A 25,097-nucleotide genomic window follows, 5' to 3' on the forward strand; every position below is an offset into this window, starting at 1 on the left:
GCTCAGGCAGTCGCCAGTGCCGCCAGCACCAGCTCGCAGCTGCGCTGGCAGTATTCGACCAGCACCGTGCGGATGCGCGCCTGATCGCGGGCAACCACGGCCTCCAGCAAGTTGGCGAACAACGCCAGGAAGTCGCTCATTTCGGCCTTGCGTTGATCCAGCGCCAGGTAATAGGCGCGGCTCATGGCCGGTTGCAGGTTCTCAACGGTTTCCTGCAGGTAAGGGTTGTTGGCGAACGGGTAAGCCGCGCGCATTACCGCAAAGCTTTCTTCGACGAATACCTTGATGTCCTGGCGCTTCAGGGCACTGGTCAGGCTTTGCTGGATGTTCAGGAATGCCAGCAGGTCGCTTTCCTTGCGCCAGTTCTGCGCAACTGCATTGCCCAGCAGGATGTAGAGCTCGCCCATCAGGGTGCACAGGCTGCGCACGCCATGTTCGTCGAGCTCGGTCACGTGGGCGCCACGGCGCGGCAGGATGGTCACCAGGTGTCGACGCTCGAGGATCAGCAAGGCTTCACGCACCGAGCCGCGACTGACGTTCAATGCCTGGGTGACCTTCTGCTCCTGGATACGCTCAGCAGGTTTGAGCTCGCCGCGGATGATCCGCTCGGCCAGGTAGTGGGCAATTTGCTCGGAGAGGCTGTCCGGCGCCTTGAACGTCATGGTTTTCCTTCAAAATCATTGAACTGTGCAAAGGGCGCAATTGTAGCGCACTTGCCCCGGCGCCGCGCAGGGGCCTGGAGGCAGAAGTTGCCAGCAAAGACGCAAAAAAATCGGTCATGGCCACAGCGGACTATGCTCTATAGAGAAGCGCCTGTGGCAGGCGGGTAATGGCGTGCATCTTTTCCTGACTCAGAAGTCAGAAAATTGTTGACCTAAAAATCAAGTCTGCTTACAGTCCGCTCAACAACAATAAACCGCGTGTGAGGCCTTCCGTGATCCAGTTTCTATTAAACCAGGAGCTGCGCAGTGAGCATGCCCTGGATCCCAACTTGACAGTGCTGCAATACCTGCGCGAGCACTTGGGCAAGTCCGGTACCAAGGAAGGCTGCGCCAGCGGCGATTGTGGTGCCTGCACCGTAGTGGTCGGCGAACTGGCCGAGGACGACAACGGTCGCGAACAGATCCGCTACCGCAGCCTGAACTCGTGCCTGACCTTTGTTTCGTCGCTGCACGGCAAGCAATTGATCAGCGTCGAAGGGCTCAAACATCAAGGCCAGCTGCACAGCGTGCAGCAAGCCATGGCCGACTGCCACGGCTCGCAGTGCGGCTTCTGCACCCCCGGTTTTGTCATGTCGCTGTTTGCCCTGCAAAAGAACAGCGATGCCCCGGACCTGCACAAGGCCCAGGAAGCACTGGCCGGCAACCTCTGCCGCTGCACCGGCTATCGCCCGATCCTTGCCGCCGCCGAACAGTCCTGCTGCCAGGCCAAACCCGACCAGTTCGACAGCAACAAGGCGCAGACCATCGCCCGCCTCAAAGCCATCGCGCCCAGTGAAACCGGTGAACTCAACAGCGGTGACAAGCGCTGCCTGGTACCGCTGACCGTTGCCGATCTGGCCGACCTCTACGGCTCGCACCCCGAAGCTCGCCTGCTTGCCGGCGGCACCGACCTGGCGCTGGAAGTCACCCAGTTCCACAAAACCCTGCCGGTGATGATCTATGTCGGCAACGTCGCCGAACTCAAGCGCATCGACAGCCATGACGAGCATCTGGAAATTGGCGCGGCCACCCCGCTGACCGACTGCTACGACGCCTTGAGCCACGAATACCCGGACTTCGGCGAACTGCTGCACCGCTTTGCCTCCCTGCAGATCCGCAACCAGGGCACCCTCGGCGGCAATATCGGCAACGCCTCGCCGATCGGTGACTCGCCACCCCTGCTGATTGCCCTGGATGCGCAAATTGTTCTGCGCAAAGGCACGAGCACCCGCACGCTCGCGCTGGAAGACTATTTCATCGATTACCGCATCACGGCCCGCCAGGAAAGCGAGTTCATCGAGAAGATCATCGTGCCGCGTGCCCGCAGTGCCTGGACGTTCCGCGCCTACAAGGTGTCCAAGCGTCTGGACGACGATATTTCCGCGGTCTGCGCCGCCTTCAACCTGCGCATCGAAAACGGCGTGGTTGAAGCTGCACGGATTGCCTTCGGCGGCATGGCTGCAATCCCCAAACGCGCCCGCGCCTGCGAAGCCGCATTGGTCGGTAAAGCCTGGAACCTGGCCAGCATCGAACGTGCCTGCCAGGCCCTGAGTGAAGACTTCACCCCGCTGTCGGACTTCCGCGCCAGCAAGGAATACCGCCTGCTCAGCGCGCAGAACCTGCTGCGCAAATACTTCATCGAACTGCAAACGCCGCACATCGAGACCCGGGTGACCGCTTATGTCTAACCATCACGTCGCCAAAAGCCAGGCGCAAATGGCCGAGCTGTTCAGCCAGGACCTGACCACCGGAGTCGGGCGCAGCATCAAGCACGACAGCGCCGACAAGCAGGTCAGCGGTGAAGCGCAGTACATCGATGACCGCCTGGAGTTCCCCAACCAGCTGCACGTGTATGCGCGCATGTCCGACCGCGCCCACGCGCGGGTACTGAAGATCGATACCAGCCCCTGCTACGCCTTCGAAGGTGTGCGCATCGCCATCACCCACGAAGACATTCCAGGCCTCAAGGACATTGGCGCGATCATGCCCGGCGACCCGTTGCTGGCCATCGACAAGGTCGAGTTCGTCGGCCAGCCGGTGCTTGCCGTCGCCGCCCGCGACCTGGACACCGCACGCCGCGCGGCGATGGCTGCGATCGTTGAATACGAAGACCTGGAACCAGTGCTCGACGTGGTCGAGGCCCTGCGCAAACGCCACTTCGTGCTGGACAGCCACACCCACAAACGCGGCGACTCGGCCACGGCCCTGGCCAGCGCGCCGCATCGCCTGCAAGGCACCCTGCACATCGGCGGCCAGGAACACTTCTACCTGGAAACCCAGATCTCTTCGGTGATGCCGACCGAAGACAACGGGATGATCGTCTACTGCTCGACCCAGAACCCCACCGAGGTGCAGAAACTGGTCGCCGAAGTACTCGACGTGCCAATGAACAAAATCCAGGTCGACATGCGCCGCATGGGCGGCGGCTTCGGCGGCAAGGAAACCCAGGCCGCAAGCCCCGCGTGCCTGTGCGCAGTGATCGCCCGTCTGACCGGCCAGCCGACCAAGATGCGCCTGCCGCGGGTCGAAGACATGCTGATGACCGGCAAGCGCCATCCGTTCTATGTCGAATACGACGTCGGCTTCGAGGACAGCGGCCGCCTGCACGGGATCAACCTGGAGCTGGCCGGCAACTGCGGCTACTCGCCGGACCTCTCGGCGTCGATCGTCGACCGCGCCATGTTCCACTCCGACAACGCCTATTACCTCGGTGACGCCACGGTCAACGGTCATCGCTGCAAGACCAACACCGCATCGAACACTGCCTACCGGGGCTTCGGCGGCCCGCAGGGGATGGTCGCCATCGAAGAGGTCATGGACCATATCGCCCGCAGCCTGGCGCTCGACCCGCTGGCGGTGCGCAAGGCCAACTACTACGGCAAGACCGAACGTAACGTCACCCACTACTACCAGACCGTCGAGCACAACATGCTCGAAGAAATGACCGCCGAGCTGGAAGCCAGTGCCGACTACCATGAGCGTCGTGAGTCGATCCGCCTCTTCAATGCCCATAGCCCGATCCTCAAGAAAGGCCTGGCGCTGACCCCGGTGAAATTCGGCATCTCCTTCACCGCCAGTTTCCTCAACCAGGCCGGTGCCCTGGTGCACGTCTACACCGATGGCAGCATTCACCTCAACCATGGCGGCACCGAAATGGGCCAGGGCCTGAATACCAAAGTGGCGCAGGTGGTGGCCGAGGTGTTCCAGGTCGACTTCCAGCGCGTGCAGATCACCGCGGCCAACACCGAGAAAGTGCCCAACACCTCGCCGACAGCGGCCTCCTCCGGTGCCGACCTGAACGGCAAGGCGGCGCAGAACGCGGCAGAGACCATCAAGAAACGTCTGGTGGAGTTCGCCGCGCGGCAATACAAGGTGACCGAAGAAGACGTCGAGTTTCGCAACAACCATGTGCGTATCCGCGACGAGATCATCAGCTTCGATGCACTGATCCAGCAGGCCTACTTCGCTCAGGTGTCGCTGTCGAGCACCGGTTTCTACAAGACCCCGAAAATCTATTACGACCGCAGCCAGGCCCGCGGCCGTCCGTTCTACTACTTCGCGTTCGGTGCGGCGTGTGCCGAGGTGATCGTCGACACCCTGACCGGCGAATACAAGATGCTGCGCACCGACATCCTGCACGACGTCGGCGCCTCGCTGAACCCGGCCATCGACATCGGCCAGGTGGAAGGCGGCTACGTTCAAGGCATGGGCTGGCTGACTACCGAAGAACTGGTGTGGAACGCCAAGGGCAAGCTGATAACCAACGGCCCGGCCAGCTACAAGATCCCGGCGGTGGCAGACATGCCGATCGACTTTCGCGTGAAGCTGGTGGAAAACCGCAAGAACCCGGAAGACACGGTGTTCCATTCCAAAGCCGTGGGGGAACCGCCGTTCATGCTGGGTATCGCCGCCTGGTGCGCGATCAAGGATGCCGTGGCCAGTCTTGCTGATTACCGCGTACAGCCGAAGATCGATGCGCCGGCGACCCCGGAGCGGGTGCTGTGGGGCTGCGAGCAGATGCGCAAGGCGGTGGCGGCGCAACAGCCGGCTGCCGAGGTTGAGACCGTAGCACCGTAGTGTGCTCATCGCGGGGCAAGCCCGCTCCCACCGGGAGACTGCTGTGGGAGCGGGCTTGCCCCGCGATCAAAGAGGCAAGTGAATATGCACACCTGGATCAACGCCCTCGCCGACCTGCAAGCCCGTGGTGAAGCCTGCGTACTGGTGACCATCATCGAGGAGCGCGGCTCGACGCCACGCAATGCCGGCTCGAAGATGGTGGTCAGCGCCGAACAGCTGTTCGACACCATTGGCGGCGGCCACCTTGAATACAAGGCGATGAAAATCGCCCGCGAAATGCTCGCCGAACGGCGCGAATCACCGCATCTGGAGCGTTTCAGCCTCGGCGCCAGCCTTGGCCAGTGCTGCGGCGGCGCAACCGTGCTGCTGTTCGAGCCCATGGGCCAGGTGCAGGCGCAAATCGCCGTGTTCGGTGCAGGCCATGTCGGCCGCGCTCTGGTACCCTTGCTCGCCGCGTTGCCCTGCCGGGTGCGCTGGATCGATTCGCGCGAGCAGGAATTTCCCGAGCAGATTCCGGCCGGGGTCAGCAAGATCGTCAGCGAAGAGCCGGTCGATGAAGTCGACGACCTGCCCGCGGGCAGCTACTGCATCGTCATGACCCACAACCATCAGCTGGACCTGGAACTGACCGCTGCAATCCTTAAACGCAATGACTTCACCTGGTTCGGCCTGATCGGTTCGAAAACCAAACGGGTCAAATTCGAACACCGCCTGCGTGAACGCGGCTACAGCGAAGAGCGCCTGCAACGCATGCGCTGCCCGATGGGCCTGGCCGAGGTCAAGGGCAAGTTGCCGATCGAGATCGCCGTGTCCATCGCCGCCGAAATCATTGCCACCTACAACGCCAGCTTCGGCCAGCACGACAGTGCCACCAATGCCGGCCCCATTGCCCAATTGCTGCCGCCCTCGCGGCGCAGCCAAGCCATATGACGAGAGCCCTATGAGCGTAACCCGCAAAGCCTACCGTGCCGCCATTTTGCACAGCATCGCCGATCCTGCCGAGGTAGGCATTGAAGCTTCCTACCAGTATTTCGAAGACGGCCTGCTGCTGATCGACAACGGCAAGATCAGCGCCCTGGGCCACGCCCGCGAACTGCTGCCGACACTGCCTGCGGACGTCGAAGTGCAGCATTATCAGGATGCCCTGATCACTCCCGGCTTTATCGACACCCATATCCACTTCCCGCAGACCGGCATGATCGGCTCCTACGGCGAGCAGTTACTGGACTGGCTCAATACCTACACCTTCCCGTGCGAGAAGCAGTTTGCCGACAAGGCGCACGCTGACAAAGTAGCGAAGATCTTCATCGAAGAACTGCTGCGCAATGGCACCACCACTGCCCTGGTGTTTGGCAGCGTGCACCCGGAGTCGGTCGATGCCTTCTTTGAAGAGGCCGAACGCCTGGACCTGCGGATGATCGCCGGCAAGGTGATGATGGACCGCAACGCCCCGGACTACCTGACCGATACGGCCGAGTCCGGCTACAGCGAAAGCAAGGCGCTGATCGAGCGCTGGCACGGCAAGGCCCGCCTGCATTATGCCGTCACCCCGCGCTTCGCGCCGACCAGCACCCCGGAGCAACTGGCGCTGGCCGGGCAACTGCTGAGCGAATTCCCCGATCTGTACATGCACACGCACCTGAGCGAGAACCTCAAGGAGATCGACTGGGTCAAGGAACTGTTCCCTGAGCGCAAGGGCTACCTGGACGTCTACGATCACTTCAAGCTGCTCGGCGAGCGCTCGGTGTTCGCCCACGGCGTGCACCTGTGCGACGAAGAGTGCCAGCGCCTGGCCGAAACCGGTTCGGCTGTGGCCTTCTGCCCGACCTCCAACCTGTTCCTTGGCAGCGGCCTGTTCAACCTGCCGCAGGCGGAGAAGTTCAAGGTCAAGGTGGGCCTGGGTACCGACGTTGGTGCCGGCACCAGCTTCTCGCTGCTCAATACGCTTAACGAGGCCTACAAGGTCATGCAACTGCAGGGCGCACGCCTGAGCCCGTTCAAGTCACTGTACCTGGCCACCCTCGGTGGTGCTCAGGCACTGAGCCTGGATGACCGCATCGGCAGCCTCAAGCCTGGCAACGATGCCGACTTCGTGGTGCTCGACTACAAGGCGACGCCGTTGATGGATTACCGCATCCAGCAGTCGAAGAGCATCGACGAGACCCTGTTCGTGCTGATGACCCTGGGCGACGACCGTACCGTCAAACAGACCTTCGCCGCCGGGCGTTGCGTGCACCAGCGCTAAGCAGCAAAAACATCGCGGGGCAAGCCCGCTCCCACACGCCTGTGAAAGCCTGTGGGAGCGGGCTTGCCCCGCGATTGTTGTGAGCCGGTTATCAGCCCTTGATCGGTACCGAACTGCCACGCTTCTTGGTCTGCAGCAGATGCGAGAACACCGCATGCAGATCATCCGAAGCACTGTCCTCGTCGAGGTTGAGCTTGCTGTCGATGTGGTCCATGTGGTGCATCATCAGGCTGACTGCCTGATTGACGTCACGTGCCTCGATAGCGTCGATCAGTTGCATGTGCTCATCGTAGGAGCAGTGCGAGCGGTTGCCGCTTTCGTACTGGGCAATGATCAACGACGTCTGCGACACCAGGCTGCGTTGGAAGCTGATCAGCGGGGCATTGCCGGCGGCTTCGGCCAGCTTCAGGTGGAACTCGCCAGACAGGCGAATACCGGCACCACGATCGCCACGGGAAAAACTGTCACGTTCGTCACGAACCATCTGACGCAACTCGTTGAGCTGCTCAGCAGTGGCGTGCTCGACCGCAAGTTCGGTAATGGCACGTTCAACCATACGCCGCGAGAAGAACACCTGGCGGGCCTCTTCAACCGTCGGGCTGGCGACCACGGCACCACGATTGGGCCGCAGCAGCACCACGCTTTCATGCGCCAGGCGCGACAGTGCGCGGCGGATGATAGTGCGGCTGACGCCAAAGATTTCGCCCAGGGCTTCCTCGCTCAACTTGGTACCCGGCGCCAGACGCTGTTCGAGAATGGCCTCGAAAATGTGCGCATAGACGATATCGTCCTGGGTTCCGCTGCGCCCGGCCTTGCCGGTACGCACTGGTTTCTTGAGAGGTTGCAGCTGTTCGTTCATGGGCACTCGAGCACGGGGATCGGCCTGTCGGACCCTGACTGTAATACCAGCCAGTGGGGCGGAGGCAAGTCTTGGTAAGAAAATTAAACGATTAAGGTATGGGCACATTGTACACAGCCGCAGCGATTTCTGCAGGGGTTGATGGCCTTTATAGCAATGCGGCGAAATTATTTGCGCACAGCAACGAAAACATTATTTGCATTCTTTGTATACAAACGCATAATCCATCCGTGCAACTTCCTGACCCAGAAGTCAACAAACGGTCCGGTGGCCTGCCATCCCAACCGCCTCACAGAGCTCCCCAGTGCGTGCGCAGGACCGGCTCTGAAAAACAAGAAAAGACTTGAGGAGTACATGCTGTGGAAAGCCGCAAATCCGAAGCCCCTACGCTGGATCTTGCCCCACCGCTCGAAACGAGCTGGCTGGAGCGGATTTTCAAACTCAAGCTACATGGCACCACCGTCAAAACCGAAATGATCGCCGGGCTGACCACCTTTATCACCATGGCCTACATCATCTTCGTCAACCCCAACATCATGGCCGATGCCGGCATCGATCACGGCGCGGCCTTTGTCGCCACCTGTATCGCCGCCGCCCTGGGCTGTCTGTTGATGGGTCTGTATGCCAACTGGCCGGTAGGCCTGGCACCGGGCATGGGGCTCAACGCCTTCTTTACCTATACCGTGGTCGGGACCATGGGCTACACCTGGGAGGCGGCGCTGGGCGCGGTATTCGTCTCCGGGGTGCTGTTCATGCTGCTGACGCTGTCGCGGGTGCGTGAATGGCTGCTCAACAGCATTCCCGTGAGCCTGCGTCATGCAATGGGTGCCGGCGTCGGATTGTTTCTCGGACTGATCGGTCTTAAAACTGCCGGAATTGTCGTCGACAGTCCGGCCACCCTGATCAAGCTCGGCTCCCTGCACGAGCCAGGCCCGCTGCTGGCGGCGATCTGCTTTTTGATGATTGCGGTGCTCAGCTATCACCGGGTGTTCGGCGCGATCCTGATCAGCATCATCAGCGTCACCCTCGCCGGCTGGGGTCTGGGCCTGGTCGAGTACGGCGGCCTGTTCTCGCTGCCACCGAGCCTGGCACCGACCTGGATGGCCATGGATGTCGCCGGCGTGTTCAACGTCAGCATGATTGCCGTTGTGTTCGCCTTCCTCTTCGTGCACATGTTCGACACCGCCGGCACCCTGATGGGCGTAGCCCAGCGTGCCAACCTGGTGAATGCCGACGGACGCATCGAAAACCTCTCGCGTGCATTGAAGGCAGACAGTGCCTCGAGCGTGTTCGGTGCCGTGGTCGGCGTTCCGCCGGTTACCAGCTATGTGGAGAGTGCTGCGGGTGTTGCCGCCGGTGGCCGCACGGGCCTGACGGCGGTGGTGGTCGGGCTGTTCTTCATCGCTGCGATGTTCTTCGCGCCACTGGCCGGGATGATCCCCGCCTACGCCACCGCCGGTGCGTTGATCTATGTCGCCATGCTGATGATGGGCAGCATGGCGCACATCAACTGGGATGAAGCCACCGACAGCATCCCGGCGATTGTCACCGCGATCATGATGCCGCTGACCTTCTCGGTCGCCGACGGTATTGCCCTGGGCTTTATCACTTATGTGGTGCTCAAGGCCGGTACCGGTCGTTTCAGCGAGATCTCGGCGAGCCTGTGGGTGCTGACGGCGATCTTCATTGCCAAGTTTGTGTTCCTGTAAACACAACCTCGGGGAAACAGAGCCTCACCTTCGGGTGGGGCTTTTTTGTGGGCCTTATCGCGGGGCAAGCCCGCTCCCACCGAAGGTGATCCCCGGTGGGAGCGGGCTTGCCCCGCGATGCAGGCAAAAAAAAGCCCGCAGTGTGAGCGGGCAAGGACCTACGAAGATTCTTCTAGCGACCAACTAGCTTCCACGATAGGTCGAGTAACTGTACGGCGAGATCAACAGCGGCACGTGGTAGTGATCCTGCTCGGCGCTGATGCCAAAGCGCAGGACCACCACATCAAGGAAGGCATGCTCCGGCAGCTGCACGCCACGGGCGCGGTAGTAGTCGCCCGCATTGAACTGCAGCTGGTAGACGCCGCTGCGGTAATCGTCACCTTGCAGCAGCGGCGCATCGCAACGGCCATCGCTGTTGGTCAGGGTGGTGTGCACCAGCTCAAGCTGCTGGCCTTCGACGCGGTACAGCTCGACCTTGATCGAGCTGCCAGGGCAGCCGTGAGCGGCATCCAGTACATGCGTGGTCAAACGTCCCATTGCTTGCTCGCCTCTGTTCTATCTGTGGGCAAAAAATCCCGTACGGCGCCGCCAGAAGAGCCGGCAGCGTACGACTGTCGGATTATTAAGACATTTTTCTGTAAAATTGTACACAATAATTCGGTATTCTTACCTGACACGCCCACCCCCTTCTGTAAATACGCCATCAGTCGCAAAACCACGGCACTGGCCGACGAACGCGTCATTAACTGACCAATTGGGCAGGTTTCTTGCAGAGGGTTTTAGAGGTCAAAAACAGGAAGAAATAGGAAAAAACAGGCTTACAAACCGCAAACAAAGTTGTATACAATCACCTCATCGTCGTGGCCGATACCCTACCCGGGCGCCACGCCCTCCGTTTACACGAATAAGAAGGAAGACTGCAGTGAGCGCTGATTATCCTCGCGACCTGATCGGTTACGGCAATACCCCACCCCATCCGCGCTGGCCGGGGAATGCCCGCATCGCTTTGTCTTTCGTGCTCAATTACGAAGAAGGCGGTGAACGCAACATTCTTCACGGGGACAAGGAATCGGAAGCCTTCCTCTCGGAAATGGTTGCCGCCCAGCCCCTGCAGGGCGCGCGTAACATGAGCATGGAATCGCTCTACGAGTACGGCAGCCGCGCTGGCGTCTGGCGCCTGCTCAAGCTGTTCAAGGACACCGGCGTGCCGCTGACCATCTTCGCCGTCGCCATGGCCGCCCAGCGTCACCCCGACGTGATCCGCGCCATGGTCGAAGCCGGCCACGAGATCTGCAGCCACGGCTACCGCTGGATCGACTACCAGAACATGGATGAGGCCCAGGAACGCGAGCACATGCTCGAAGCCATCCGCATCCTCACCGAACTGACCGGCGAGCGTCCGCTGGGCTGGTACACCGGCCGTACCGGAATCAACACCCGGCGCCTGGTGATGGAGGAAGGCGGCTTCCTCTACGACAGCGACACCTACGACGACGACCTGCCCTACTGGGAACCGAACAACCCGACCGGCAAGCCGCATCTGGTGATCCCGTACACCCTGGACACCAACGACATGCGCTTCACCCAGGTGCAGGGCTTCAACTGCGGCGAGCAGTTCTTCCAGTACCTCAAGGACGCCTTCGACGTTCTCTACGAAGAAGGCGCCGAAGCCCCGAAGATGCTCTCGATCGGCCTGCACTGCCGCCTGGTCGGCCGTCCGGCGCGCCTGGCCGCGCTCAAGCGTTTCATTGAATACGCCAAGAGCCATGAACAGGTCTGGTTCACCCGGCGTGTGGACATCGCCCGTCACTGGCATGCCACCCACCCTTACAAAGCCGAGAACGCCCAATGACCGCTTTCAAAACCCTCAAGCCTTCGTCCCTGGAGCGCAGCGCGTTCGTCGAAGCCTTTGCCGACATCTACGAGCACTCGCCCTGGGTTGCCGAGAAGGCCTACGACCTGGGCCAGCTGCAGGAAATCGACCAGATCGAAGCCCTGCATCAGCGCATGAGCGACATTCTGCTGAGCGCCGACCACGCCGCCCAGCTGGCCCTGATCAATGCGCACCCGGACCTCGCCGGCAAAGCCGCGATCCAGGGCGAACTGACCGAGTCGAGCACCAATGAGCAGGCCGGTGCCGGTATCCACCAGTGCACCGCCGAAGAGTTCGAGCGTTTCACCGAACTCAACGACGCTTACAAAGAGAAGTTCAAGTTTCCGTTCATCATGGCGGTCAAAGGCAGCAATCGGCACCAGATCCTCGCCTCGTTCGAGAAGCGTATCCACAACTCGGTCGAGGCCGAGTTCAAGGAAGCGTTGGCGCAGATCAACCTGATTGCCCTGTTCCGCCTGCTGCAACTTTAAGGGTAGGCCCGGCCTTACCCACCACAACACAGAATAAAGAGAATCCGCATGCGCACTTTAGTGATTGAGCCCTTGACCAAAGAAGCCTTCGCCCCTTTCGGTGACGTGATCGAAACCGACGGCAGCGACCACTTCATGATCAACAACGGTTCGACCATGCGCTTCCACAAGCTGGCGACGGTTCAAACCGCCCAGCCCGAGGACAACGCGATCATCAGCATCTTCCGCGCCGACGCGCTGGACATGCCGCTGACCGTTCGCATGCTGGAGCGCCATCCGCTGGGCAGCCAGGCGTTCATTCCGCTGCTCGGCAATCCCTTTCTGATCGTGGTCGCGCCCCTTGGCGATGCACCTGTATCGGGCCTGGTCCGTGCCTTCCGCAGTAATGGAAGGCAGGGCATCAATTACCATCGCGGCGTCTGGCACCACCCGGTGCTGACGATCGAAAAGCGGGATGACTTCCTGGTGGTTGATCGCAGTGGCACTGGCAATAACTGCGATGAGCATTTTTTCAATGAGGATGAGCAATTGATCCTCGCCCCCCACCAATAAGAGAAGACCTGAGCACCCGGCTACAGGGTGCCAGGGTAGAGGTAAAGACTGTGGAAGCACATCTGTTGGAATGGCTGAACCTGAGCGTGCGTTGGGTTCACATGATCACTGGCGTCGCCTGGATTGGCGCGTCGTTCTACTTTGTCTGGCTGGAAAACAACCTCAACCGCGCCAACCCGCGCGACGGGCTGTCCGGCGATCTCTGGGCGATTCACGGTGGCGGGATCTACCACCTGGAGAAGTACAAGCTGGCTCCGCCGAAAATGCCGGAGAACCTGCACTGGTTCAAATGGGAAGCCTACTTCACCTGGATGTCGGGTATCGCCCTGCTGTGCCTGGTGTTCTACTGGAACCCGACCCTGTACCTGCTGGCCCCTGGCAGCACCCTGAGCGGTGGTGAAGGGATCGCCATCGGCGTTGGTTCGCTGATCGCCGGCTGGTTCATCTACGACTTCCTCTGCGACTCGCCACTGGGCAAGCGCCCCGGCCTGCTCGGCCTGGTGCTGTTCGTTCTGGTGATTGCCGCCTGCTACGGTTTCAGCCAGGTGTTCAGCGGTCGTGGTGCGTACCTGCACACCGGCGCGATCATCGGCACCATCATGGTCGGTAACGTGTTCCGCATCATCATGCCGGCCCAGCGTCAGCTGGTCGCCGCCATCGAAGCCAACCAGACCCCGGACCCGCTCCTGCCGGCCAAGGGCCTGCTGCGCTCGCGGCACAACAACTACTTCACCCTGCCGGTGCTGTTCATCATGATCAGCAACCACTTCCCGAGCACCTACGGTAGCCAGTACAACTGGCTGATCCTGGCCGGTATCGCGGTGGCTGCCGTGTTGGTACGTCACTACTTCAACACCCGCCACGACAGCAACAAGTACGCCTGGACCCTGCCGGTCGGCGCTCTGTCGATGATCTGCCTGGCTTACGTCACTGGCCCTGCGCCAATGCCGAGCGCGCCAGAGCAGGCCGCCGCCAAGGTCGAGTACCAACCGCTGCCGGAAACCGCGCTGGGTGGCAAGACCGCTGCCGAGAAAGCTGCAGAGCAAGCCGCCGCACCTGCCCAGGCTGCCGCCCCTGCCGAAGCACCAGCGGCCAGCGTCGCCAAACTCGACGATGCCGGTTTCGACAAGATCCACAGCGTCATCCAGGAACGTTGCGCGGTGTGCCATTCGGCCAAGCCGAGCAGCCCGCTGTTCAGCGCTGCGCCTGCCGGGGTAATGCTCGACACCCCGCAACAGATCCAGCAGCAAGCCGCACGCATTCAGGCACAAGCTGTAACCACACAGATCATGCCACTGGGCAACATCACCCAGATGACCCAGCAGGAACGTGAACTGATCGGTGCCTGGATCGCCAAAGGTGCTCCAACAAACTAAGTAACACGCTTCAAGCGACAAGCTGCAAGCCGCAAGCCAAGCGCCACCACCTGCTTCTCCTCGAGGCGTGGCGCTTGAGCTTGCAGCTCTAAAGAATAAAAACAAAACCGAGGTGTTGCATGTCCGAGTCACGCAAGGCGTACATCCCCGTTGCGCCCCCACGACAGCCACTGCCCATGCTCCAACTGTTCCTGGTGGGTCTACAACATGTCTTGCTGATGTACGGAGGCGCGATTGCCGTGCCCTTGATCATCGGCCAGGCCGCCGGCCTTTCTCGTGAAGAAGTCGCTTTCCTGATCAATGCCGACCTGCTGGTCGCTGGTGTCGCCACCATCGTCCAGTCGTTCGGCATTGGCGCAGTCGGCATCCGCATGCCGGTGATGATGGGTGCAAGCTTTGCTGCAGTCGGCAGCATGGTGGCCATGGCCGGGATGCCCGGTGTCGGCCTGCAAGGTATTTTCGGTGCGACCATCGCCGCCGGTTTCTTCGGCATGCTGATCGCCCCGTTCATGTCCAAGGTGGTGCGTTTCTTCCCACCGCTGGTGACCGGTACGGTCATCACCTCGATTGGTCTTTCGCTGTTTCCGGTTGCCGTTAACTGGGCCGGTGGCGGCGCCAGTGCCGAAACCTTCGGTTCCCCTATCTACCTGATCGTCGCTGGCCTGGTGCTGGCCACCATCCTCCTGGTCAACCGCTTCATGCGCGGTTTCTGGGTCAATGTCTCGGTGCTGATCGGCATGGGCCTGGGCTACATCCTGGCCGGCTCCATCGGCATGGTCGACCTCTCCGGCCTCGACGAGGCACCCTGGGTGCAAGTGGTAACGCCGCTGCACTTTGGCATGCCGACCTTCAGCCTGGCACCGATCCTGTCCATGTGCCTGGTGGTGGTGATCATCTTTGTCGAGTCCACCGGCATGTTCCTCGCCCTGGGCAAGGTCACCGACCGCGAAGTCACTCCGGGCATGCTGCGCCGCGGCCTGATGTGCGACGCCGGTGCATCGTTTGTCGCCGGTTTCTTCAACACCTTCACCCACTCCTCGTTCGCCCAGAACATCGGCCTGGTGCAGATGACTGGCGTGCGTTGCCGCTATGTCACCGTGGTGGCCGGTGGTTTCCTGATCCTGCTCAGCCTGCTGCCCAAGGCGGCCTTCCTGATTGCCTCGATTCCGCCTGCGGTACTGGGCGGTGCCTCCATCGCCATGTTCGGCATGGTCGCCGCCACCGGGATCAAGATCCTCCAGGAAGCCGACATCGCCGATCGCCGCAACCAGTTGCTGGTTGCCGTCAGTGTCGGCATGGGCCTGATCCCTGTGGTGCGTCCGGAGTTCTTCGCACAGATGCCGCAGTGGATGGAACCGATCACCCACAGCGGTATCGCCATGGCCACAGTCAGCGCGTTGATCCTCAACCTGCTGTTCAACATTCTCGGCGGCGCCGAACGCGCTGCTCACAACGAAGCCGCCCACCAGCATTGAGTCATTGGGCGGCGCTTGCCGCCCGGTATCACCCCGAGCACTACGCAGGACCGTCGACCCGTGGGAGCGGGTCGACTGGGGCGTTTCGCGCCGAAAAAACCCAAAAACCAACAATAACAAAGCCGGGAATCACAACATGAAAGGCATCACCACTTCCCTTCTGTTGGGTAGCAGTCTGCTGGCCACTTTGCCAGCCGCCGCAGAAGACCTGCTGCAATGGCACACCAACAGCCTCTCCTACCTGTATGGCAAGGACTTCCAGGTCAACCCTGCAATCCAGCAGACAGTGACCTTCGAACACGCCAACCGGTGGAAATACGGCGACACCTTCCTGTTCATCGACAAGATCTTCTACAACGGCGGTACCGACCGCAACAAAGGCAACAACACCTACTACGGTGAGTTCAGCCCGCGCCTGTCGTTCGGCAAGATCTTCGATCGCAAACTCGAGTTCGGTCCGATTACCGACGTGTTGCTGGCCATGACCTACGAGTCAGGCGAAGGCGACAACGAGGCCTACCTGATCGGCCCCGGCTTCAACCTGGCGATTCCCGGCTTCAACTACTTCACCTTGAACTTCTACCAGCGCAACACCGAAGGCAGCCGTCCGGGTGATGGCGTCTGGCAGATTACCCCGACCTTTTCCTACACCATCCCCGTCGGCAGGTCCGACATCCTCGTCGATGGCTACATGGACTGGGTGGTCGACAACGACTCGACCCGGCGCGGCACCTACCACGCCAACCTGCAGTTCAACCCACAGGTCAAATACGACCTGGGCAAGGCCCTGAACCTGGGCGCCAAGCAGTTGTACGTGGGTATCGAATACAGCTACTGGAAAGACAAATACGGCATCGAGAACAGTGGACGCCTGGACACCAATCAGAGCGTGACCAGCGCCCTGGTTAAGGTTCACTTCTAAAACCTGACCAAACGCACAGTTTTAGCCACCCCCGCTCCACGACGGAGCACTTGAGGACCCGCGCGCAAGCCAGTAATCTGCGCGCCCCCTCGCTCAGGGCAGGACGGATCCTGCCTGCGTTTGCTGACCGCTCAGTCAATGAATTCGGGCGGTTGGCAAGCGTCACGCCAACCTGAAATCCCCTTTTTCAGCTGTTCAGAAAGACGTCGAGCAGGACTGTTGCGCCATTGCGGAAAAGTTGGCGCAGCACTTGCCAAATTGTTGTGGCCAATCGAAAAAAGCTGACTCAAAAGACAAGTATTTGAACCCAACGGTGCCGCTCAGAGCACCGACAACAGATTCAATCAAGGGAGTAACACAGCGATGCGCATGACCAATAGCCTGATTCTCGCCGGTGGCCTGCTGGCAGCCAGCACGGCCGCCACCGCCGGTGATCTGCTGCAATGGCAGAACAACAGCCTGACCTACCTGTGGGGCAAGAACTTTGCGGTCAACCCGCAAATCCAGCAGACCGTGACCTTCGAGCACGCCGATGCCTGGAAATACGGCGACAACTTCTTCTTCGTCGACAAGATCTTCTACAACGGCGATAAAGACTTCAACAACGGCCCCAACACCTACTACGGCGAGTTCAGCCCACGCCTGTCGTTCGGCAAGATCTTCGACCAGAAGCTGGAGTTCGGCCCGATCAAGGACGTGCTGCTGGCCATGACCTACGAATTTGGTGAGGGCGATACCGAGTCCTACCTGATCGGTCCTGGTTTCGACCTGGCAATCCCGGGCTTCGACTACTTCCAGCTGAACTTCTACCAGCGCAACACCGAAGGCAGCCGTGCCGGTGACAACGTCTGGCAGATCACCCCGGTCTGGTCGTACACCATTCCTGTGGGCAAATCCGACATCCTCATCGATGGTTTCATGGACTGGGTAGTGGACAACGACGCCACCAGCCGCCGTGGCACCTACCACGCCAACCTGCACTTCAACCCGCAGGTCAAATATGACCTGGGCAAGGCGCTGAACTGGGGCGAGAAGCAGCTGTATGTCGGTTTCGAATACGACTACTGGAAGAACAAGTACGGGATCAAGGACAGCGACGCATTTGATACCGATCAGAACACGGCGAGCTTCCTGGTTAAAGTGCACTTCTAATCAGCTGACACTAAAAGACCGCGCCATCAATAGGCGCGGTCTTTGCGCGAACGTCATGGATTACAGAATTTTCCTACAAATAACTAAAAATTCCCTACAGGCTCTTTTCAGGTAACGTCCCACGCCGAACATATAAATACACCCAAAGCACAGTAGCAATTACCCCTGGCGTAATCACGCCGAATACAAGTACCCCGAACAGCACGACGCTCTCACTAACAAGCCGCAGCACATCCGCCAGCAGAAAACCCAGACAGATAATCGCTCCCACTGCCCCGGTCCACAGACTGCCGGCGCCCGAGGTATAGGGCATGCGCCTGCGCGCATTGAGCAGGACCAAGACACACAGCGCTGTCCAGGCCAGCGCCGCGGCCAAATACAATCCCAAGTGGAAAACATCATAAGTCAGTGTTTTGAAAGGCACACGCAAGCTCCTTAAACAAGCAACAAGGGCGACCAACAACTTTCGCCATCGCGCACTCCTGTGCACTCAGCGCCACCACTATATATCAGGCACAAACTTCATCACTGCATTTATTTGACAAATTTTTCTCATTTCAAACGTTAGCGTGCACACCAATCTGTCCTCCAACAACAAGGCAAACGCCATGCACGCTTCACGTTCCGCGCCGGTGCGCTATTTATTGCTTTTAACAACACTCTGGCTGATTACTTTCTTATTGACACGAAGCGTCCTGCTCTTCGCTCACCTGAGCGAGGCCGGGGGGCATTTTTTCTCGATCTTCGCTGCCGGGCTGATCTACGACCTGAGTTTCCTCCTTTATGCCGCCCTGCCATTGGGCCTGTATTTGCTACTGTGCCCTGCACTGCTTTGGCGTACTCGCCTGCATCGAGGCTTGCTGCGTACAGTACTGTTCACCAGCCTGTTCATCATGCTGTTCGTGGCCGTTGCCGAATGGCTGTTCTGGGACGAGTTCGGCGTTCGCTTCAACTTCATCGCTGTGGACTACCTGGTGTACTCGGACGAGGTTGTGAACAACATTCTTGAGTCCTACCCCATCGGCCTGATCCTCAGTGTGCTGGCCATCACCGCCCTGGTATTGACGCTCGCCGTGCGCAACCCCCTGCGCCAGGCACTGGACGCACCCTTGCCCTCCTGGCGCCAGCGCCTGCTGGCCTTCGGCACGCTGGTGTTGCTGGCGGGTATAGCGGGCTTGCTGATCAACCAGGACATGCCCCGCGGCCAAGGCGGCAATGCGTATGCACGCGAATTGGCCAGCAACGGGCCTTACCAGTTTTTTGCCGCGTTTCGAAACAATGAACTGGACTACTCGCAGTTCTACGGCAGCCTGTCCGAAAGCGACTCCACCCGCCTGATCCGCGCCGAACTGCAAGAACCCAACGCCCGCTTCGTCGATCAGGATCCGATGAGCATTCGCCGGGAAATCACCCCCTCCGGTCCAGCGCGCACGCCCAATATCATCCTGGTCACCATCGAAAGCCTGAGCGCCAAGTACATGGGCAGCAACGGTGACACACGCAACCTGACGCCGAACCTCGATGCCCTGCGCAAACAGAGCCTGTACTTCAACAACTTCTATGCCACTGGCACCCGTACTGACCGCGGTCTTGAGGCCATCACCCTGTCGATGCCGCCAACACCGGGGCGCTCTATCGTCAAACGCATCGGGCGTGAAAGTGGCTTTGCCAGCCTTGGCCAGCAGTTGTCAGACATTGGTTATGACAGCGTGTTTGTGTATGGCGGGCGTGGCTATTTTGACAACATGAACGCGTTTTTCAGCGGCAACGGTTACCGCATCGTCGACCAGAGCAGCGTCAATGAGGCGGACATCAGTTTCAAGAATGCCTGGGGCATGTCTGACGAAGACCTTTACAGCCAAGCCATCAAACTGGCGGACGCTGACCACGCCAATCAAGTGCCGTTCCTCCTGCAGTTGATGACCACCTCCAACCATCGGCCCTACACGTTCCCCGAAGGCCGCATCGACATTGCCTCGGGTAATGGCCGCGATGGTGCCGTGAAGTACACCGACTATGCCATCGGACGCTTCCTTGAACAGGCACGCAGCAAGCCCTGGTTCGACAACACTCTGTTCATCTTCGTCGCCGACCATACGGCTGGCAGTGCTGGCAAGGAAGACTTGCCGGTGAGCAATTATCAGATTCCGCTGTTCATCTATGCGCCGAAGCTGATCGAAGCACGCGAGGAGTCGAAACTGGCCAGCCAAATCGATCTTGCGCCGACCCTGCTCGGCATGCTCAACACCCGTTACACCTCGACCTTCTTTGGCCGCGACCTGCTACAGGAAGACAGCCTGCCGCCCAGGGTGCTGATCGGCAATTATCAGCACCTGGGCCTGTTCGACGGCCAGGACCTGGCGATCCTCAGCCCGCGTGACGGCCTGCGCCGGCATAATCAGGCCCTGGGTGAAAGCACCGAGGTGGCCGCCGACACGAGTGATCCCCTGATCCAACGTGCCATTGCTTACTACCAGGTTGCCAGCTTCGGCTTTACCCATCATTTACTCGATTGGTTACCAGAGCCGACAGAGCAGGCTGTGTTGAAAAACTGACGCGAGCAATCTTCGAACTCAAGCTCTGGCAAATCGCCAGAGCTTGCCGATCAAGGCCACCACCGCCAACACCACCGCTCCCGCAACAATCCCTACCCCGCCATTGAGCAAGGCCCCGGTCAACGCCCCGCCCCGCCCTTCACTGAAGGCTTCGATGGCGTGATGCAGCGGCGCCACGCCATGCACCAGAATCCCGCCGCCAACCAGGAACATCGCCGCGGTACCGATCACCGACAGGCTCTTCATCATGTACGGCGCCGCACGCAGGATGCCGTTACCCAGCGCCTGCGCCGCCCGCGAAGCCTTCTGGGTCAGCCACAAACCCAGGTCATCGAGTTTGACGATACCGGCCACCAGACCGTAAACACCGATGGTCATGACAATGGCAATGCCCGAGAGCACGATGATCTGCTGGGTGAGCGGTGCAGCAGCAACAGTGCCCAGAGTGATCGCAATGATCTCTGCCGAGAGGATGAAATCGGTGCGGATCGCGCCCTTGATCTTGCCCTGTTCGTAAGCCACCAGATCGACTGCGGGGTCAGCCACTGCCTCGACTCTGGCCGCATGCTCGGCCTGATCGTCTGCCTTGCTGTGGAGGAACTTGTGGGCAAGTTTTTCGAAGCCTTCGAAACACAGAAAAGCACCGCCGATCATCAACAACGGCGTGACCGCCCAGGGGATGAACGCACTGATCAACAGCGCCGCCGGCACCAGGATCAACTTGTTGACGAACGAGCCCTTGGCCACCGCCCAGACCACCGGGATTTCCCGCTCCGCACGCACGCCGGTGACCTGCTGGGCATTGAGCGCCAGGTCGTCGCCCAATACACCTGCGGTCTTTTTCGCCGCGACTTTGGTCATTACCGAGACATCGTCGAGTACCGTGGCGATATCGTCGATCAATACCAGAAGACTGCTTCCTGCCATGTTTGCCTGATTCCAGCGGGTTGAGAGGTGCTCAGTCTAGCCCAAAGTCGCCACCTTGAGCCCTTTGCAAACGCGGTGCTACCATGCGCAACCGCCCTTTCAGGCCCGAGGATTAGCGTCAACCATGAGCAGCATTCGCGAGCGCAACAAAGAACTGATCCTGCGCGCGGCCAGTGAAGAGTTCGCCGACAAGGGCTTCGCCGCCACCAAGACCAGCGACATCGCGGCCAAGGCCGGGTTGCCCAAGCCGAACGTGTACTACTACTTCAAGTCCAAGGAAAACCTCTACCGCGAGGTCCTGGAAAGCATCATCGAGCCGATCATGCAGGCGTCGACACCGTTCAATGCCGACGGTGACCCCAAGGAAGTATTGAGCGCCTATATCCGCTCGAAAGTGCGTATCTCCCGCGACCTGCCGTTCGCCTCCAAGGTGTTCGCCAGCGAGATCATGCACGGTGCCCCGCACCTGAGCCCGAGTCAGGTCGAACAGCTCAACGAACAGGCCCGGCACAACATCGAGTGCATCCAGGCCTGGATTGACCGTGGCCAGATTGCCAAGGTCGACCCGCACCACCTGATGTTCAGCATCTGGGCGGCGACCCAGACCTACGCTGATTTCGACTGGCAGATCTCGGTGGTTACCGGCAAGGCCAAGCTGGAAGACAGCGACTATGAAGCGGCGACGCAGACCATCATTCGTCTGGTGCTCAAAGGCTGCGAGCCGGACGCTTAGTCCGCAGCGCCGCTATCGCCGGCAAGGCCGGCTCCCACAGTATCCGAGTCAATGCTGAACCTGTGGGAGCTGGCCTTGCCAGCGAAGGGCTGCAATGCAGCCGCAAAAGACCTCAGGCTGCTACACCGGCATCCGCCGTCAACCCCGCCTCTTCGATCGCACTGATCGCACACTGCTCATCGATGTCCGAGGTATCGCCACTGATACCGATCGCCCCCACCACCACGCCCTGCTGATTGCGAATCAGCACGCCACCTGGCGCCGGCACCACCGGGCTCTGCCCCAACCCATTGAGCGCGGCGAAAAACGCCGGGCGTTGTTGCGCATCCAGGGCAATCAGGCGCGAACCCTTGCCCAGGGCTATCGCCCCCCAGGCCTTGCCCATCGCCACTTGCGGGCGCAGCAGGCTGGCGCCGTCTTCGCGCTGCAGCGTCAACAGGTGACCGCCAGCGTCAAGCACCGCCACCGTCAAGGGCGCGGCGGAGATCTTGCGGCCGGCAGCCAGCGCGGCGTTCACCAGGCTGACGGCGACTTTCAGGGTCAATGTGGTCATGGAAAGGTCCTCTTGTTGTTAGAAGCCCTGAGGGCAGGTGTGAAAGCAATAGAACAAATAGAACACAATGGCGAATATTTTTGTATACAATAATTCAAGCGCGATAAACCAATTCTGACGAAACGCCTTTTTTATGGCGTTCCCGACGAAAGCACCCATCGCCGATGAAAATGGATTGACCAGAGTCGCCTGGCGTGAATACACTCTGACGAAAAGCCATTTGTATACAATTACAAAATCAAAGAGGCACAAAACCATGAGCAAAATGAGAGCAATTGATGCAGCCGTTCTGGTGATGCGCCGCGAAGGTGTTGAAACCGCGTTTGGTATTCCGGGTGCTGCCATCAACCCGTTGTACTCGGCCCTGAAGAAAGTCGGCGGTATCGATCACGTCCTCGCTCGTCACGTTGAAGGCGCCTCGCACATGGCCGAGGGCTACACCCGCACCAAAGCCGGCAACATCGGCGTGTGCATCGGCACTTCCGGCCCTGCCGGCACTGACATGGTCACCGGCCTGTACAGCGCCTCGGCCGACTCCATCCCGATCCTGTGCATCACCGGCCAAGCGCCGCGTGCGCGTATGCACAAGGAAGATTTCCAGGCCGTCGACATCACCAGCATCGTCAAGCCGGTGACCAAGTGGGCGACCACCGTTCTGGAACCAGGCCAGGTGCCTTATGCGTTCCAGAAAGCCTTCTATGAAATGCGCTCCGGCCGTCCAGGCCCTGTACTGATCGACCTGCCGTTCGACGTGCAGATGGCCGAAATCGAATTCGACATCGACGCCTACCAGCCGCTGCCAGTACAGAAGCCTGCCGCCAACCGTATCCAGGTCGAAAAAGCCCTGGCCATGCTCGACACCGCCGAGCGTCCGCTGCTGGTGGCCGGTGGTGGCATCATCAACGCCGACGCCTGCGACAAACTGGTCGAGTTCGCCGAGCTGACCGGCATTCCGGTGATCCCGACCCTGATGGGCTGGGGCATCATCCCTGACGATCACCCGCTGATGGTCGGCATGGTCGGTCTGCAGACTTCGCACCGCTACGGCAACGCCACGATGCTCAAGTCCGACGTGGTGCTGGGTATCGGTAACCGTTGGGCCAACCGCCACACCGGCTCCGTCGACGTCTACACCGAAGGCCGCCGCTTCATTCACGTCGATATCGAACCGACCCAGATCGGCCGAGTGTTCACCCCTGACCTGGGTATCGTTTCCGACGCTGGCGCCGCCCTGGACGTGTTCCTGGAAGTGGCCCGCGAGTGGAAAGCCGCTGGCAAACTCAAGGACCGCAGCGCCTGGCTGGAAGACTGCCAACAGCGCAAGTCGAGCCTGCAGCGCAAGACCCATTTCGACAACGTGCCGGTCAAGCCGCAGCGCGTGTACCAGGAAATGAACCAGGTGTTCGGCAAAGACACCTGCTACGTCAGCACCATCGGTCTGTCGCAGATCGCCGGTGCGCAGTTCCTGCACGTCTACAAGCCGCGTCACTGGATCAACTGTGGCCAGGCCGGCCCGCTGGGCTGGACCATTCCTGCCGCCCTGGGTGTGGTCAAGGCTGACCCGAGCCGCAAGGTTGTCGCGCTGTCAGGCGACTATGACTTCCAATTCATGATCGAAGAACTGGCGGTGGGTGCACAGTTCAACCTGCCGTACGTTCACGTCCTGGTGAACAACTCCTACCTGGGGCTGATCCGCCAGGCCCAGCGCGGCTTCGAGATGGACTACTGTGTGCAGCTGGCGTTCGAGAACGTCAACGCGCCGGAACTCAACGGTTATGGTGTCGATCACGTCGCTGTGGTCGAAGGCCTGGGTTGCAAGGCCCTGCGCGTGACCGAGCCTGGCGAGATCGCCCCGGCCCTGCTCAAAGCGCAAAAACTGGCTGAAGAGTTCAAGGTACCGGTGGTGGTCGAGGTTATCCTCGAGCGCGTGACCAACATTTCCATGGGCACCGAAATCAACGCGGTCAACGAATTCGAAGACCTGGCCCTGGTCGGCAACGACGCGCCAACCGCGATTTCCCTGCTCGACTGATCGCTAGAGCGGCCCTGCTGCATTACGCGCAGGGCCCACTTTTGCAAGGAGACAACCATGCCACGTTTCGCCGCCAACCTGTCCATGCTGTTCACCGAGCAGGACTTTCTCGCCCGTTTCAAAGCTGCAGCCGACGCCGGCTTCAGCGGTGTCGAATACCTGTTCCCGTACGATTACAGCTCGGCTGAAATCAAGCAGCAGCTCGATGCCCACGGCCTGACCCAGGTGCTGTTCAACCTGCCAGCCGGCGACTGGGCCAAAGGTGATCGCGGCATTGCTTGCGATCCGGCCCGCGTCGAGCAGTTCCGCGCCGGTGTCGACCTGGCCATCGCCTACGCCCAGGTGCTGGGCAACACCCAGGTCAACTGCCTGGCCGGTATCCGTCCACAAGGTCCGGATTGCGCCACTGTACGCAAGACGTTCGTCGACAACCTCAAGTATGCCGCCGACAAACTGCAGGCTGCCGGGATCAAGCTGGTCATGGAAATGATCAACACCCGCGACATTCCAGGCTTCTACCTGAACAACACCCAACAGGCCCTGGAAATCCAGGCCGAAGTCGGCAGCAGCAACCTGTTCCTGCAATACGACATCTACCACATGCAGATCATGGAAGGGGATCTGGCCCGCACCATGGAAAGCAACCTGGCCAAGATCAACCACATCCAGCTGGCCGACAACCCGGGCCGCAACGAGCCGGGTACTGGCGAGATTAACTACCGCTTCCTCTTCGAACACCTGGACCGCATCGGTTACCAGGGCTGGGTGGGCTGTGAATACAAGCCGCTGACCACCACCGAAGCAGGCCTGGGCTGGTTGAAATCCCATAACGCGATCTGACCTGAAAACAATTACAAGAGGCATC

At 60.3% G+C, this 25,097-nt stretch carries 22 protein-coding genes; 16 read left to right on the plus strand and 6 right to left on the minus strand.

The window, feature by feature from the left end; all coding sequences use genetic code 11:
* Positions 1-2: 2 nt before the first annotated feature.
* Entirely contained in the window at positions 3-662 is a 660-nt protein-coding gene (locus tag NPS47_RS19325; protein ID WP_274296395.1) for a GntR family transcriptional regulator, read from the minus strand.
* A gap of 272 nt (positions 663-934) precedes the next feature.
* Here NPS47_RS19325 and xdhA point away from each other — a divergent pair, with 272 nt between their 5' ends.
* The 4 genes from xdhA (at position 935) to guaD (ending at position 7,023) form a co-directional block, all read left to right on the plus strand.
* On the plus strand, positions 935-2,389 hold the full coding sequence (gene xdhA / locus NPS47_RS19330) for a xanthine dehydrogenase small subunit (protein WP_274296396.1): 1,455 nt from the start codon (positions 935-937) through the stop codon (positions 2,387-2,389).
* A complete protein-coding gene (gene xdhB / locus NPS47_RS19335) occupies positions 2,382-4,778 on the plus strand; it encodes a xanthine dehydrogenase molybdopterin binding subunit (RefSeq protein WP_274296397.1) in 2,397 nt (798 codons plus the stop codon). Before xdhA ends, xdhB begins: the two co-directional genes overlap by 8 nt.
* An 84-nt stretch (positions 4,779-4,862) precedes the next feature.
* Complete coding sequence (gene xdhC / locus NPS47_RS19340; protein ID WP_191832673.1) at positions 4,863-5,708, plus strand: xanthine dehydrogenase accessory protein XdhC; 846 nt, start codon at positions 4,863-4,865, stop codon at positions 5,706-5,708.
* Positions 5,709-5,718: 10 nt separating this feature from the next.
* Complete coding sequence (guaD, locus tag NPS47_RS19345; RefSeq protein ID WP_274296398.1) at positions 5,719-7,023, plus strand: guanine deaminase; 1,305 nt, start codon at positions 5,719-5,721, stop codon at positions 7,021-7,023.
* A 91-nt stretch (positions 7,024-7,114) separates the two neighbouring features.
* Here the strand turns inward: guaD and NPS47_RS19350 are convergent, their stop codons facing one another.
* A complete protein-coding gene (locus NPS47_RS19350) occupies positions 7,115-7,882 on the minus strand; it encodes a GntR family transcriptional regulator (protein ID WP_274296399.1) in 768 nt (255 codons plus the stop codon).
* 359 nt (positions 7,883-8,241) lie between these two features.
* Here NPS47_RS19350 and NPS47_RS19355 point away from each other — a divergent pair, with 359 nt between their 5' ends.
* Entirely contained in the window at positions 8,242-9,591 is a 1,350-nt protein-coding gene (locus NPS47_RS19355; protein ID WP_038613228.1) for an NCS2 family permease, read from the plus strand.
* 183 nt (positions 9,592-9,774) lie between these two features.
* On the opposite strand, the gene uraH is transcribed toward NPS47_RS19355, so the two are convergent.
* Positions 9,775-10,128, minus strand: a complete 354-nt coding sequence (gene uraH / locus NPS47_RS19360; RefSeq protein WP_038613230.1) for a hydroxyisourate hydrolase — start codon at positions 10,126-10,128, stop codon at positions 9,775-9,777.
* A 385-nt stretch (positions 10,129-10,513) separates the two neighbouring features.
* Here uraH and puuE point away from each other — a divergent pair, with 385 nt between their 5' ends.
* The 7 genes from puuE (at position 10,514) to NPS47_RS19395 (ending at position 17,432) form a co-directional block, all read left to right on the plus strand.
* The gene (gene puuE, locus NPS47_RS19365) at positions 10,514-11,443 is read left to right on the plus strand and encodes an allantoinase PuuE (RefSeq protein ID WP_038613232.1); all 930 of its coding nucleotides are present in this window, start codon (positions 10,514-10,516) and stop codon (positions 11,441-11,443) included.
* On the plus strand, positions 11,440-11,955 hold the full coding sequence (uraD, locus tag NPS47_RS19370; protein WP_274296400.1) for a 2-oxo-4-hydroxy-4-carboxy-5-ureidoimidazoline decarboxylase: 516 nt from the start codon (positions 11,440-11,442) through the stop codon (positions 11,953-11,955). Before puuE ends, uraD begins: the two co-directional genes overlap by 4 nt.
* A 48-nt stretch (positions 11,956-12,003) precedes the next feature.
* Positions 12,004-12,507, plus strand: a complete 504-nt coding sequence (locus NPS47_RS19375; protein ID WP_274296401.1) for an ureidoglycolate lyase — start codon at positions 12,004-12,006, stop codon at positions 12,505-12,507.
* Positions 12,508-12,557: 50 nt separating this feature from the next.
* A complete protein-coding gene (locus NPS47_RS19380) occupies positions 12,558-13,883 on the plus strand; it encodes a urate hydroxylase PuuD (protein WP_274296402.1) in 1,326 nt (441 codons plus the stop codon).
* A 119-nt stretch (positions 13,884-14,002) separates the two neighbouring features.
* Positions 14,003-15,358 carry a nucleobase:cation symporter-2 family protein gene (locus NPS47_RS19385; RefSeq protein ID WP_128324412.1) on the plus strand — a complete coding sequence of 452 codons (1,356 nt, stop codon included), beginning with the start codon at positions 14,003-14,005 and terminating at the stop codon, positions 15,356-15,358.
* Between the two features lie 136 nt (positions 15,359-15,494).
* Positions 15,495-16,280, plus strand: a complete 786-nt coding sequence (locus NPS47_RS19390) for an outer membrane protein OmpK (protein WP_274296403.1) — start codon at positions 15,495-15,497, stop codon at positions 16,278-16,280.
* A gap of 363 nt (positions 16,281-16,643) precedes the next feature.
* On the plus strand, positions 16,644-17,432 hold the full coding sequence (locus tag NPS47_RS19395) for an outer membrane protein OmpK (RefSeq protein WP_274296404.1): 789 nt from the start codon (positions 16,644-16,646) through the stop codon (positions 17,430-17,432).
* A 94-nt stretch (positions 17,433-17,526) separates the two neighbouring features.
* Here NPS47_RS19395 and NPS47_RS19400 read toward each other — a convergent pair whose 3' ends face one another.
* A complete protein-coding gene (locus tag NPS47_RS19400) occupies positions 17,527-17,856 on the minus strand; it encodes a hypothetical protein (RefSeq protein ID WP_274296405.1) in 330 nt (109 codons plus the stop codon).
* 184 nt (positions 17,857-18,040) lie between these two features.
* Here NPS47_RS19400 and NPS47_RS19405 point away from each other — a divergent pair, with 184 nt between their 5' ends.
* Positions 18,041-19,987, plus strand: a complete 1,947-nt coding sequence (locus tag NPS47_RS19405; protein WP_274296406.1) for an LTA synthase family protein — start codon at positions 18,041-18,043, stop codon at positions 19,985-19,987.
* 18 nt (positions 19,988-20,005) lie between these two features.
* On the opposite strand, the gene NPS47_RS19410 is transcribed toward NPS47_RS19405, so the two are convergent.
* A complete protein-coding gene (locus tag NPS47_RS19410) occupies positions 20,006-20,914 on the minus strand; it encodes a DUF808 domain-containing protein (protein ID WP_274296407.1) in 909 nt (302 codons plus the stop codon).
* Between the two features lie 124 nt (positions 20,915-21,038).
* Here NPS47_RS19410 and NPS47_RS19415 point away from each other — a divergent pair, with 124 nt between their 5' ends.
* Positions 21,039-21,647 (plus strand): TetR/AcrR family transcriptional regulator, encoded by a 609-nt coding sequence (locus NPS47_RS19415; RefSeq protein ID WP_038613246.1) that lies wholly within the window; start codon positions 21,039-21,041, stop codon positions 21,645-21,647.
* A gap of 112 nt (positions 21,648-21,759) precedes the next feature.
* On the opposite strand, the gene NPS47_RS19420 is transcribed toward NPS47_RS19415, so the two are convergent.
* Positions 21,760-22,200, minus strand: a complete 441-nt coding sequence (locus NPS47_RS19420) for a GlcG/HbpS family heme-binding protein (RefSeq protein WP_157193438.1) — start codon at positions 22,198-22,200, stop codon at positions 21,760-21,762.
* 256 nt (positions 22,201-22,456) lie between these two features.
* Here NPS47_RS19420 and gcl point away from each other — a divergent pair, with 256 nt between their 5' ends.
* Both gcl and hyi read left to right on the plus strand, forming a co-directional pair.
* Positions 22,457-24,232 (plus strand): glyoxylate carboligase, encoded by a 1,776-nt coding sequence (gcl, locus tag NPS47_RS19425; protein WP_274296408.1) that lies wholly within the window; start codon positions 22,457-22,459, stop codon positions 24,230-24,232.
* Positions 24,233-24,289: 57 nt separating this feature from the next.
* Positions 24,290-25,072, plus strand: coding sequence for a hydroxypyruvate isomerase (hyi, locus tag NPS47_RS19430; protein WP_274296409.1), 783 nt, complete (start codon positions 24,290-24,292; stop codon positions 25,070-25,072).
* Positions 25,073-25,097: the final 25 nt, after the last annotated feature.

Source organism: Pseudomonas putida (assembly GCF_028682475.1).
GTDB classification, from domain to species: Bacteria; Pseudomonadota; Gammaproteobacteria; order Pseudomonadales; family Pseudomonadaceae; genus Aquipseudomonas; species Aquipseudomonas putida_AG.

Coding starts and splice junctions, on each gene's coding strand:
- NPS47_RS19325 (WP_274296395.1), bottom strand. CDS start 662: ATGACGTTCAAGGCGCCGGACAGCCTCTCCGAGCAAATTGCCCACTAC.
- xdhB (WP_274296397.1), top strand. CDS start 2,382: ATGTCTAACCATCACGTCGCCAAAAGCCAGGCGCAAATGGCCGAGCTG.
- xdhC (WP_191832673.1), top strand. CDS start 4,863: ATGCACACCTGGATCAACGCCCTCGCCGACCTGCAAGCCCGTGGTGAA.
- guaD (WP_274296398.1), top strand. CDS start 5,719: ATGAGCGTAACCCGCAAAGCCTACCGTGCCGCCATTTTGCACAGCATC.
- NPS47_RS19350 (WP_274296399.1), bottom strand. CDS start 7,882: ATGAACGAACAGCTGCAACCTCTCAAGAAACCAGTGCGTACCGGCAAG.
- uraH (WP_038613230.1), bottom strand. CDS start 10,128: ATGGGACGTTTGACCACGCATGTACTGGATGCCGCTCACGGCTGCCCT.
- uraD (WP_274296400.1), top strand. CDS start 11,440: ATGACCGCTTTCAAAACCCTCAAGCCTTCGTCCCTGGAGCGCAGCGCG.
- NPS47_RS19375 (WP_274296401.1), top strand. CDS start 12,004: ATGCGCACTTTAGTGATTGAGCCCTTGACCAAAGAAGCCTTCGCCCCT.
- NPS47_RS19385 (WP_128324412.1), top strand. CDS start 14,003: ATGTCCGAGTCACGCAAGGCGTACATCCCCGTTGCGCCCCCACGACAG.
- NPS47_RS19390 (WP_274296403.1), top strand. CDS start 15,495: ATGAAAGGCATCACCACTTCCCTTCTGTTGGGTAGCAGTCTGCTGGCC.
- NPS47_RS19395 (WP_274296404.1), top strand. CDS start 16,644: ATGCGCATGACCAATAGCCTGATTCTCGCCGGTGGCCTGCTGGCAGCC.
- NPS47_RS19405 (WP_274296406.1), top strand. CDS start 18,041: ATGCACGCTTCACGTTCCGCGCCGGTGCGCTATTTATTGCTTTTAACA.
- NPS47_RS19410 (WP_274296407.1), bottom strand. CDS start 20,914: ATGGCAGGAAGCAGTCTTCTGGTATTGATCGACGATATCGCCACGGTA.
- NPS47_RS19415 (WP_038613246.1), top strand. CDS start 21,039: ATGAGCAGCATTCGCGAGCGCAACAAAGAACTGATCCTGCGCGCGGCC.
- NPS47_RS19420 (WP_157193438.1), bottom strand. CDS start 22,200: ATGACCACATTGACCCTGAAAGTCGCCGTCAGCCTGGTGAACGCCGCG.
- gcl (WP_274296408.1), top strand. CDS start 22,457: ATGAGCAAAATGAGAGCAATTGATGCAGCCGTTCTGGTGATGCGCCGC.
- hyi (WP_274296409.1), top strand. CDS start 24,290: ATGCCACGTTTCGCCGCCAACCTGTCCATGCTGTTCACCGAGCAGGAC.